Below are 10,735 nucleotides of genomic sequence, written 5' to 3'. Positions count from 1 at the left end.
TTTGAATTCCTCCTGTTGCGTCATGAATACCCGCCAACAACTCTCTGTTCTTAGCTATTCCGTCGCCTGACTTACCCTTCCAAAAAATTTTTCCGCTTTAATTCTCGACTAAACCTAAAAAAACGTCCGAAGCTCCACCCCCTCCGGGGATAGCTAGTCTGGCTTGATTCTCAGTGAATTTTCATTCTTTGATAATTATTCTCAATTGATGGATTTTGACGAAATCTCCCGATTATCCTAAGAAGGCGGGAGGTGCTCAGTGCGTATCGTCCATTTCGTATCCGGAACTGAATGCCAAAGTATTCTGATATCAGGGGATGTAACGAATCTGTTACATGCGATGCTTACAAAGACCTACGACAACAAAGAACTCGCTAAGCTTTGCTGCAAAGCCGGCCTCTGCCCCCTCGTCTTTAAAAACAAACTCACCAAATAAGGTAGAAAATCGACTGATCAAAAGTGTGCAGCCGCAAGGCGGAGGGTTGCCCTCGCAGCGCAGGCGTGCTCCAAGCACGTCGAAGCGAGAAGGCCACCCGACAACGCAGTCGGATGCGCGCTTTTCATCAGTCGGGCAGCGTGCTTTGACTTGAACAGCGTTTTGCGCGAGGCTTTTGCTTTTTAAGCGAGGTGCCCATGCGCGAATTTTATCCAGCATTAGAGCCTTTCAATAAAGGCATGCTGAAAGTTTCTGATCTTCACACTCTTTACTGGGAAGAGTGCGGCAATCCCCAAGGAAAACCCGTCGTGTTCCTGCACGGTGGCCCGGGTGGTGGTGTTCATCCAGATCATCGTCGCTTCTTTGATCCAAAAACTTATCGCATTATTCTTTTCGACCAGCGCGGCAGCGGCCAGTCTTTGCCTTGTGCGGAACTGCGTGAAAACTCCACTTGGGATCTGGTGAAAGACACCGAAACCATCCGCGAAATGCTGAAGATCGACAAATGGGTTGTCTTCGGTGGCAGCTGGGGCTCTACCCTGGCGCTGGCTTATGCAATCACTCACCCCGAGCGTGTGAAAGCTTTGGTTTTACGCGGGATCTTCCTGTGCCGTCCTTCTGAAATTCAGTGGTTCTATCAAGAGGGCGCTTCGCATATCTTCCCGGATGTTTGGGACGAATACTTGAAACCAATTCCTGAAAATGAACGCCATGATTTGGTGGCTGCGTACTACAAACGCCTGACTCACGAAAGTGCGGATGTGCGCCTTGAAGCCGCCAAAGCGTGGAGCAAGTGGGAAGCGGCAACCTCCCGCCTGATCGTGGATCCGAAAGCGGTGGACGAATTCGATGATCCGGAATATGCGCTGAGCTTTGCGCGCATCGAATGCCATTACTTTACCAATAACGCCTTCTTTAAAACCAACAACTGGCTGCTGGAAAACGTGGATAAAATCCGCCACATCCCAGGCGCCATTGTTCAGGGCCGCTATGATGTGGTTTGCCCGGCGAAATCTGCCTGGGAACTTCACAAGGCATGGCCAGAGGCAAAATTTACAATCATCCCGGATTCAGGCCACGCGGCAGCCGAGCCTGGAACCCGCTCAGCTCTTATTGAAGCCACAGACAGTTTCAGAGATCTGTAAGACTTTCAAAGCCATAGGGGGTTTTTCCCCTTATGGCAGGTATAAGCATTATCATCTTGTCACGCAGTGCCAAAAAGGGTTTATTCAGTGCCACGAACCACAAGCTTTGTGGAACGAAATCCGGGGGGATTTTAGTGAAACTGAATAAGTTGCTAATTTCGGGGATCATGGCAAGTCTGGCACTTTCAGCCTGCGCGCCAAAGAAAAACGACTCCAGCATTCTGACAGCTGGAGACGGAATCATCGGGGGAACGGAATTAAAGTCCGAAGACTCCATGAGCCAAAGCATCGTCGCTGTGTATGACGCTTTCGAGGGTCAAATCTGCACAGGTTCACTTCTTACTAACAATATCGTTCTGACCGCCGCTCACTGCATCGGTCTTTTCCAGGAAGACATGTACGTGTTCTTCGGCACGACCATCACGGCAGCCAGCGAACACCGCAAGGTTGAAAAAATAGAAGTTTCCCAATACTGGGAAAACCGCCGCGGTGAAGACTTCGACACTGGTGATATCGCTCTTGTTAAATTCTCGGGCGAACTTCCCGCGGGCTACAAGCCAGCCACGCTTCTGGGCAACAAACGCAATATCAAAAAAGGTGCAGAGATCGTTCTTGCAGGTTATGGCATCGCGGATGGCAAAACCGGCGCGGGCATCGGCACTTTGCGCACGACAAAAGTTAAAATCGACAATCCAAACTACAGCACTTCTGAATTCCTGGTGGATCAGACTCAAGGCACAGGCGCCTGCCACGGGGATTCCGGCGGACCTGCGTACCTTGAGCAAAACGGCAAACTGTACCTGATGGGTATCACCAGCCGTGGTGTAAAAGATGAAAACAACGACTGCTCTCAGTACGCCGCTTTCACCAGCACCCTGTACTACAAATCCTGGATCAACCGCATGGTCACCAAACTTGCCAGTTCTTTGGTTGATCCGAACCAGCTGATGCCTAAATAGTCCGGGGAATTATGAAAACGAAGTTGTACGTCAGCTCTTTCATCGTTTTGATTCTGTCGGCTTGCGGAGGCTATGAAGCGGCCTATTCCCCGGTTCCGGATGACACTGCCATCGTTGGTGGCACCATGACCGCCAAAGACAATATCGTTTCCCAGTATGTGGTGTTGATCTATGACAATCCGACAAAAACCTACTGCACGGGTGCGCTGATTTCCAAACGTCTGATTCTGACCGCCGCTCACTGCGTGGGTAAAGGTGCTGAGGGTTTGACTCTGGCCTTCGGCCTGAATCCCCTGGCAGGTCAGTACGTGATGAAAAAGGCCCACAAGGTGGCCACTCACGACAAATACAAAAAATTAAACTCTACAGAACGCAACGACATCGCTTTGATCTCGATGAAAGAAGATGCTCCGGCGTCTTATCGTCCGTTGACCTTGCCAGCATCCAATTTTCCTCTTAGCAAAGATCTGATTTTCACTGCTGCAGGTTACGGGCGCATTTCGGGCAAGAAAACTTCTGCGGATGACACCCAAGGATCGGGCAAACTGCGCCACGTGGATCTGACCATCAGTCATTTCAGCAGTGACGAAACTCAGTTCTATATCAATCAGGAAGACGGCAAAGGCATCTGCAATGGGGATTCCGGCGGCCCGGCGCTGATGCGCTATTCAGGCAAAGACTATGTGGTGGGTGTGGCTTCAGCAATTTCGTGGACCGTGCCTGGCGAAGTCAAAGCCAGCCAGAAAAGCCAGTACATCGACAATAAAGACCTCTGCAAAGACAAATCGATCTACATGAATGTGATTAAATATCGCCAATGGATTGATGATAATTCAAAGAAGCTTCTGTAAAAGCTGACGAATTCTTTCGCCCAGTTCTTTTGGGCTGTCGAATAAAATCCGATGACTGGAAGAGGGCACTGTTTCAAAGTGAAACCCTGGAATCTCTTCCGTCAGCCTACGGGACATATCCAGGAACTTTTCATCGCGTTCCCCGACCATCCAGATCAGCTTCTGAATCTGCTTTTCCAGCAGACCGCGCATGTTTTTCTGCTGCGCCAAGGACCATTGGGTCAGTGCCAGGCTCAGCGTTTCGCGCGAGTATTCTTTTTCCGAGCGTGGTGGTTCAGCCTCGGCCCCGCCAAACACCGGCTGGGCATTCCAGTTGCGCAAAACCATGTCCCACGGAGCCTTTAAAAATTCCTCAGCCCAATAGGAATCATTCATCCAGCGCTGACGGCGCTCTTCAGAAATAGGATCAAAGGATTCATGCATGTCATTAAAGCCGGGATTGGTGGACACCAGCATGACTTTGTAAAACAGAGCGGGCTTTCTTTCCAGCGCATGCAGCGCCAGACGACCACCCAGGGAATATCCGACCAGAATATTGCGGGAAGCACTTCCACCTCCGTGAACTTCAACCCATCTGACAAAGTTTTCTGCCCAGGTCTCGAACGAATGCGTCGGCCCCAAGGAAAGCTCTTTGAAATAATCAGGTGTAAAAATGCGCAGTCCTTCAGTTTGCGGCAAGTGCGCCTTTACAAGCGCCCAGTCCGTGGGTCTTCCGAGGAAGCCGTGAAGGAAAAAGAGATTCACTCTTTCCACAATGAGTCGTACTCCTTCCAGAATTCTTGAGTGTGTTCCCAGTTAGGACTCAGTTCAATGATCTGATGGTCCGCCAGGTTCAACTCTTTGTTGTCTTCTGGAATAGTATGCCATTTGTCGTAGGACCAGTTCCACATCTTTGCCCACGATTCGAAAGAAATCTGGTGTTTGTTTATGAAAATCTCTTTCTTAAACATGCGGTGGAAAATCTGCCCCCCACCGTTGTTAATCACAACAACGCGGAACTTTTTCGCATCCAGCTGGGAAGTTACCCAAAGTGACGATAAATCATACAGCGCTGTTAAATCTCCAACAAGACACCAGTTTTCAAGCTCGGGATGTGCCCAGCCCAGGAATGTCGAGATCTGTCCGTCGATACCGTTGGCTCCGCGATTGGCCGCCACACGCGCTGGTGGGAAATCGTGCGACGAACTGGAATCCCATTCACGAATCGGCAGTGAGTTTCCAAGATAAACCGACGAGCCCTTCATGCGTTTTGAAATCGCATAGATCATGCCCTGCTCAGAATCCGGATACTTGTCCAGAAGCTGACGAATCTGCGTGGCGCGAGCCGCGTCCTCGATATTCACCTTCACGTTTTCGTGATGCGGGTACGAAAATTCCACCTGACTTAGCAAATCCAAAGAATTGCAGTGCTGAACCGGACGGCTCAGGCCCGTGAAGTGATTGAAGCTGACCGAGAACACCGGAAGTTCTTTGTACTTGTCTTCCAGATCACGCCACACACGCGCAGTCGGAATACCACCGATGCGCAGTATGGAATCACAAACACCCATTTCCAAAACACGATGAATCATCTTTTCACCGGATCTGATTTCAACATCTTTCAAATCCGGATGACCGCGCAGACTGGAAATACCTTCGCAATAAACCGGCGCTTTGTACTGCTTCAGGAAATCCAGAACCGTACCGTAAGCTTTTTCCGGCAGGATGCCCACCATCACCAAGGGTTTGTGGGTGTTGACGAAAGTTTCCATTTCTTTCAGCGTGCCCAGCGGAATTTGCACTGGCAGCTTGGTGCGCTCAGAAACACTTGGAATGTGAATTTGCGGAACCGGACCGTCGATCAGCGGCTCTTCAAAGCTGACATTGACGTGAATTGGTTTTTTCCAGGAAAGCGACTTGAATGACAGATGCGAGTTTTCACTGTCCAGGTCCAAAGCCACTTCGTTGTAGTAAGAGAAAATACCAACCTGTTCAATCGTCTGCGGCGCCCCGGAACCACGATAGTGTTTCGGACGATCCGCCGTCACCATGATCAAAGGCAAAGAGGAATAAGTGCCTTCCACTGCCGCGGGCAGCAATTCCGCCACGGCCGTTCCGGAAGTGGTGATCACCGCCACCGGACGACGGGTGCTGGCGATACGGCCCAGAGCAAAGAAGCCTGCGGCACGTTCTTCAAAGAAGGAATAAACTTTCAGGTGCTTGCATTCATCCAGAATGTGAACCATCGGGCTGTTGCGGGCGCCGGCACAAAGAATGAATTCTCTGACCCCGGTGTGCACCAGTTCCTGAATGACTTTTGCTGCAAGTTCCATGTTTGTCATACTTCAAGCCCCAATATCTTTTTCACGGACAGACGCTTTTGGAAAAGCTCCCGCCATTCTCTTTCCAGTTCACTGGCTGCGACCACGCCGCAACCGGAACCAATCATCGCAGAGTCTTGACTCCACTGCAAATTGCGAATGCCGACAAGACACAGGGCCTCCTCAGGCCCCATAAAAGCCACCGGCCCGCCATACCAGCGACGCCCCTGCTGTCCTGGCAATGCCTGCATCCAAGTGTAGCCCGCGGACCGTGGCGCCACCCCCAAGGCCGGCGTCGGATGCAGGGCTTTCACCAGCTGCACAAAATCCGGCTGTTTCTGGCAAACCACGCTGATGTCGGTTTTCAGGTGATACAGGGTTGGCAGTTCCAGAATATACGGCGCTGAGGCCCGCACGGTGCCCCAAGCAGACAGACGCTCGGTGATGTCTTCCACCACCAGACGGTGTTCATACATTTCCTTTTCATCATTCAAAAGCGATTCACGCTCGGTGCTTTCACTTTTTGGGCAGGTGCCCGCCAAAGCCATGGTCTTTAAAACACCTTTGGAAAAATCAAAGAGTGTTTCCGGCGTCGCCCCCAGCACACCTTCGCCGTCTTTCCAGAATCCATAAACAAACAACGTCGCCGGAGCTTCAGACAATTTCAGCAACAAGCGCGCACGATCCCCCGCCGTCACCGTCTGCGCCGAACGCGCAAACACCACCGGCACGGCTTTCTGAATTTCGTTTTTTTCAATGCGGGACTGGATCACAGAAAGGGCTTCGGCGAAGTCCTCCAAGCGGGGTTCTTCCCATGGTGCGGTCATTAAGGGCTCCGCAGTACGAGGCCCTTGAGCCAAGTAGACCTCACAAATGCGACGCAAATCCTCTGTCGACAGCACGTGGCGGGCTTTCCCGAACCAGCGAGCCGGGGTCGTCAGATCATAGAAATCGGGGCAAAATACTGAAATTTCGACACTATTTGGGGTTGGTTCCGCAGCGAAAGGCCCCTCAATGAGAATCCATTGGTTTCCATGTCGCAAGAGGGCCCCTGCCTGCAAAAAGTTTGTAATGCCTTCGAGCGTTATGCTATTCTGCCGATCCACAAAAGGACCCTCTTTTTTCAACTTAGTAGTTGTGAAAATGTTAAAACAAGGGCGAGAAGAAGTTCGTATTATGGAAACGCAAACTATGCAAACAAGTCCCTCAACCCAAATTGTCAATGTCGGCGGTTTTGATATCGGGGGACCTAATTTCACCGTGATCGCCGGCCCTTGTTCTATCGAAAGCCAGGCACAGTTCATGGAAACCGCTTCCGGTGTAAAAGCCGCGGGCGCACACCTGCTTCGTGGTGGCATCTGGAAAATGCGCACCTCCCCAACGGCTTTCCAGGGCCTGGGCGCAAACTCTTTCGACATGGTTCGCACTGTTTGCAAAGAACTGAACATGAGCCTTGTGTCCGAAGTGACTGACATCCGTCAAATCGAAGAAGTCTACGATATCGTGGAATGCTTCCAGGTTGGTTCCCGCAGCATGCAAAACTATGAGCTGCTGAAAGAACTGGGCCGTCAGAAAAAACCTGTGTTGTTGAAACGCGGCCTGGCTGCCTACATCGACGAATGGATCAAAGCCTCTGAATACGTCACCAAAATGGGCAACCAGAATGTGATCCTGTGTGAACGTGGTATCCGCACTTTCGAAACTGCGACCCGCAACACTCTGGATCTGAATGCTGTGGCTTTTGCCAAAAAGAACACGCACCTTCCGGTGATCGTGGATCCTTCTCACGCAGTGGGCATCCGCGCTTTGGTTCCGGATCTGGCTTATGCAGCCGCCGCTGTGGGTGCCGATGGCATCATCGTCGAAGTTCACCCTCGTCCGGCAGAGGCTCTGTCTGATGGTATGCAGGCACTGACCCTGAATGACTTCTCGGTGATGATGAAGAAGCTTGATAGAATCCTGACGGCTATCGACCGTCCACTGCACAAAGCGCACAAGGCGGAAGTTTATGTCTAACGGTCACTCTCCAAATCCTGAAATCATCAGAAGCATGTTTTCCAAAGTGGCGGCGAACTATGACAAGGGCAACAACGTCCTTTCCATGGGCATCCACCATCTGTGGAGAAAAAAACTGGTGAAGTACAGCGGCGCCAAAGCCGGTGATCAGGTTTTGGATTGTGCCACTGGCACAGGCGACCTGGCGATTGAGTTCAAAAAAACTGTCGGCACTGGTGCTGTAACTGGAACTGACTTCTGCGCAGAAATGCTGATCCCGGCTCCGGGCAAAGCCAAAGAGCGCGGTCTGGACATCACTTTTGAACAAGCCGACGTGACCCAGCTTCAGTACGCTGACAACAGCTTCGATGTTTCCAGCATCTCTTTCGGTATCCGCAACGTCGGTGATCCGGTGAAAGCGCTGAAAGAAATGGCGCGCGTCACTCGTCCGGGCGGCAAAGTGATGGTTTTGGAATTCGGTCAGGTGAACATTCCGGTGTTCGGTGCGCTTTACAATTTCTATTCCCAGAACATCCTGCCTAAAATCGGCGGCATCGTAACGGGCCAGAAAGAAGCTTACGAGTACCTGCAAAAATCATCTGCGGCGTTCCCTTGCCGTGAAGGTTTCCTGGATCTGATGAAAGAAAGCGGCGCTTATTCCAAAATGGAATACATCACCCTGACCGGTGGTATCGCTTACATCTATAAAGGCACCGTAAAATAATTTATGAAATTCCTATTGGGCGTTCTTTTGATGGCAGTGGCTTTTCCCGCAACTGCCGCAGACACCGTATGGTCTGCGGTTTTTGAAAAAGCGCGTCCCGCCATCCCGGTGATCCGCTCTAAAGGCGGCGTTTGTTCCGGCGCCCTGATTTCCCCAACTGAAATTCTGACGGCCCGTCACTGTGTTTTTGATCTTCGTCCCATCACCGTTCAATGGCTTGAAAACGACAAAGTCGTGACCCAGCAAACGGCCACCATCAGCCGCTGGGATAAAGACAATGATATTGCGATTCTGACCTTGGATGCGCCGGCCAAAGCAACTCCGTTGACGTTTGCAAATCTTGCTTCGATCAAAGTCGGCCAGGAGTGCGCCACCATTGGCCACCCTTTCGGCACCCGACTTGATTTCGATACGAATCTGAACAACGACATGCTTTTTAACTTCACCAAAGGCATGGTCACGAAAATCAATTCTGACAAAAACTTCCTGACCGACATGTCGGTGTCCCCGGGAAATTCCGGCGGTGCGGTTTTGAATGATCAGGGCCAAATCATCGGTGTGGTTTCCGCCAAGTACGTGCGCAAAGCTGCTGGCAGCATCGGGCGCATGATTCACCCGGCGAAACTGGCGATGCTGAAAGACCAGCCGTCCCGCACGTTCACCTCCCAAGACGCCAAAGCCAGCTTTGATTTGAACGTAAAAGAAACCTTCGTCAGCCTTCACCACAACGGCAAAGAAATTAAGGACAATGCCCTGGCGTTGGACCTAAGCATCTGGTTGCGTGACCGCTTTCTGGTGGGTGTGGAACGTTCCGTATCTTCTTCCAAAGAAGACATCGAATACCGCGGTTTTGCTTTGGCTTATCGCTGGTACTTTGAAACCTCGAACTTCCTGCCGTTCTATGCCGGTGCTGGTTACAAGCGATTGACGTTTGAAGAATACAACGAACGCAACTATGCCATGATCTATCTGTCAGGCATGGGCTTTAACATTGAAGCCGGCATGAGCCCGCAGGATTCTTCCGAAACCTTCCTGTCTGTCGGAATCAGTATTTTCTAGTAATTCATGGCCAGCATTCGGCGATGGTCCTGGCGAGGTCCCACAGGTGGGGCCTGCCCATGCTGTCTTAAAACCTCATCATAACGCATGGTTTGGATCTGCACTTCAGGTTTTGGTGGTGTTGGATCAGGAATATACTTCTTCGTTGGGCATCCCCAGAATGCCAGTCCTACGAACACTAACAGTAGGAAGAAGATAGCTGGTTTCATGCCCCTATTGTCCTCCCAGGCATCAAACAAAGACAGCTGTATTCAAGCACTGGCACTTGATAGGGATTTTCAAATCGTTGGGCTGGTTTTAAATAAAAAAACACGGTCTTTCGGACCGTGTTTTTAAGAGTTTATTATTTTCTGTATCTGGAACCTAGTAATGCCAAGGGAATTTAGAGAAATCCTTCGGACGTTTTTCAACGAAGGAATTACGTCCTTCCACCGCTTCTTCAGTTCCGTAAGCCAAGCGAGTCGCCTCTCCGGCAAACAGTTGCTGACCCACAAGACCGTCATCGATCATGTTGAAACCATACTTCAGCATACGCATCGCTGTCGGGCTTTTTGAGTTCATTTCTTTTGCCCATTCCAACGCCACTTTTTCAAGATCCTTGTGCGGAACCACGGCGTTCACCATGCCCATATCGAAGGCCTCTTGAGCCGTGTAATTGCGCCCCAGGAAGAAAATTTCACGCGCGCGCTTCTGACCCACCATGCGAGCCAGGTACGCCGAACCGTAACCGGAATCGAAGCTTGCCACGTCCGGGTCCGTTTGTTTGAAGATCGCGTGCTCTTGGCTGGCGATCGTCATATCACACACCACGTGCAGGGAATGACCGCCGCCCACGGACCAGCCGGGAACAACCGCCACAACCACTTTCGGCATGAAACGAATCAGACGTTGAACTTCCAAAATGTGCAAACGACCCAAGCGCGCCAGATCCATTTTGCCTTGAGCTTCTTTTTCTTCGTACTTGTAGCCGTCTTTACCGCGAATGCGCTGGTCACCACCAGAACAGAACGCCCAGCCACCGTCTTTCGGGGACGGACCATTGCCTGTGATCAGAACCACACCAACATCCGCAGAGATACGAGCGTGCTCTAAAGCGGTGTAAAGCTCGTCCACCGTTTGCGGGCGGAAGGCATTGCGCACTTCAGGGCGATTGAAGGCAATACGAACAGTGCCCTGATCTTTAGCGCGATGATAAGTAATATCCTTGAAGTTAAAACCAGGAACTTCCGTCCACCACTCTGGATTGAAAATATCAGAAACCATTTT

At 51.1% G+C, this 10,735-nt stretch carries 12 protein-coding genes; 6 read left to right on the top strand and 6 right to left on the bottom strand.

The genetic code is table 11. The features are described 5' to 3' along the window. Positions 1-331: 331 nt before the first annotated feature. Positions 332-655 carry a hypothetical protein gene (locus AC04MQ_RS05195; RefSeq protein WP_475391366.1) on the bottom strand — a complete coding sequence of 108 codons (324 nt, stop codon included), beginning with the start codon at positions 653-655 and terminating at the stop codon, positions 332-334. On the opposite strand from AC04MQ_RS05195, the gene pip reads away from it, so the two are divergent. The 3 genes from pip to AC04MQ_RS05180 all read left to right on the top strand — a co-directional run bounded on the left by pip (position 634) and on the right by AC04MQ_RS05180 (position 3,391). Next, positions 634-1,581, top strand: coding sequence for a prolyl aminopeptidase (gene pip, locus AC04MQ_RS05190; protein ID WP_475391364.1), 948 nt, complete (start codon positions 634-636; stop codon positions 1,579-1,581). The genes AC04MQ_RS05195 and pip overlap by 22 nt on opposite strands. Before the next feature lie 134 nt (positions 1,582-1,715). Continuing rightward, complete coding sequence (locus tag AC04MQ_RS05185) at positions 1,716-2,540, top strand: S1 family peptidase (protein ID WP_475391362.1); 825 nt, start codon at positions 1,716-1,718, stop codon at positions 2,538-2,540. Between the two features lie 11 nt (positions 2,541-2,551). Further along, entirely contained in the window at positions 2,552-3,391 is an 840-nt protein-coding gene (locus AC04MQ_RS05180; protein WP_475391360.1) for a S1 family peptidase, read from the top strand. Here AC04MQ_RS05180 and AC04MQ_RS05175 read toward each other — a convergent pair. From AC04MQ_RS05175 to AC04MQ_RS05165, 3 genes are read right to left on the bottom strand one after another with little or no spacing between them, the layout of a single operon-like run. After that, positions 3,374-4,144 (bottom strand): alpha/beta fold hydrolase, encoded by a 771-nt coding sequence (locus AC04MQ_RS05175; RefSeq protein WP_475391358.1) that lies wholly within the window; start codon positions 4,142-4,144, stop codon positions 3,374-3,376. The two genes, AC04MQ_RS05180 and AC04MQ_RS05175, sit on opposite strands and share 18 nt — an antisense overlap. Next, positions 4,132-5,712, bottom strand: a complete 1,581-nt coding sequence (menD, locus tag AC04MQ_RS05170) for a 2-succinyl-5-enolpyruvyl-6-hydroxy-3-cyclohexene-1-carboxylic-acid synthase (RefSeq protein WP_041578011.1) — start codon at positions 5,710-5,712, stop codon at positions 4,132-4,134. Before menD ends, AC04MQ_RS05175 begins: the two co-directional genes overlap by 13 nt. Continuing rightward, the gene (locus tag AC04MQ_RS05165) at positions 5,709-6,518 is read right to left on the bottom strand and encodes a chorismate-binding protein (RefSeq protein ID WP_015092478.1); all 810 of its coding nucleotides are present in this window, start codon (positions 6,516-6,518) and stop codon (positions 5,709-5,711) included. Before AC04MQ_RS05165 ends, menD begins: the two co-directional genes overlap by 4 nt. A 187-nt stretch (positions 6,519-6,705) precedes the next feature. On the opposite strand from AC04MQ_RS05165, the gene aroF reads away from it, so the two are divergent. From aroF to AC04MQ_RS05150, 3 genes are read left to right on the top strand one after another with little or no spacing between them, the layout of a single operon-like run. Next, positions 6,706-7,707 carry a 3-deoxy-7-phosphoheptulonate synthase gene (aroF, locus tag AC04MQ_RS05160; protein ID WP_080602472.1) on the top strand — a complete coding sequence of 334 codons (1,002 nt, stop codon included), beginning with the start codon at positions 6,706-6,708 and terminating at the stop codon, positions 7,705-7,707. Continuing rightward, positions 7,700-8,410 carry a bifunctional demethylmenaquinone methyltransferase/2-methoxy-6-polyprenyl-1,4-benzoquinol methylase UbiE gene (ubiE, locus tag AC04MQ_RS05155; RefSeq protein WP_015092480.1) on the top strand — a complete coding sequence of 237 codons (711 nt, stop codon included), beginning with the start codon at positions 7,700-7,702 and terminating at the stop codon, positions 8,408-8,410. The genes aroF and ubiE overlap by 8 nt, the downstream gene beginning before the upstream one ends. Before the next feature lie 3 nt (positions 8,411-8,413). Then, entirely contained in the window at positions 8,414-9,469 is a 1,056-nt protein-coding gene (locus tag AC04MQ_RS05150; protein WP_015092481.1) for a S1 family peptidase, read from the top strand. Here AC04MQ_RS05150 and AC04MQ_RS05145 read toward each other — a convergent pair. Both AC04MQ_RS05145 and AC04MQ_RS05140 read right to left on the bottom strand, forming a co-directional pair. Then, on the bottom strand, positions 9,466-9,678 hold the full coding sequence (locus AC04MQ_RS05145) for a hypothetical protein (RefSeq protein ID WP_041578014.1): 213 nt from the start codon (positions 9,676-9,678) through the stop codon (positions 9,466-9,468). The two genes, AC04MQ_RS05150 and AC04MQ_RS05145, sit on opposite strands and share 4 nt — an antisense overlap. Before the next feature lie 154 nt (positions 9,679-9,832). Next, positions 9,833-10,732 carry a 1,4-dihydroxy-2-naphthoyl-CoA synthase gene (locus AC04MQ_RS05140; protein WP_015092483.1) on the bottom strand — a complete coding sequence of 300 codons (900 nt, stop codon included), beginning with the start codon at positions 10,730-10,732 and terminating at the stop codon, positions 9,833-9,835. Between the last annotated feature and the right edge of the window lie 3 nt (positions 10,733-10,735).

The organism is Bdellovibrio sp. MYbb2 (assembly GCF_056175685.1).
The sequence above is the reverse complement of the archived record's forward strand: the minus strand, read 5'-3'. Positions and strand labels throughout refer to the sequence as shown.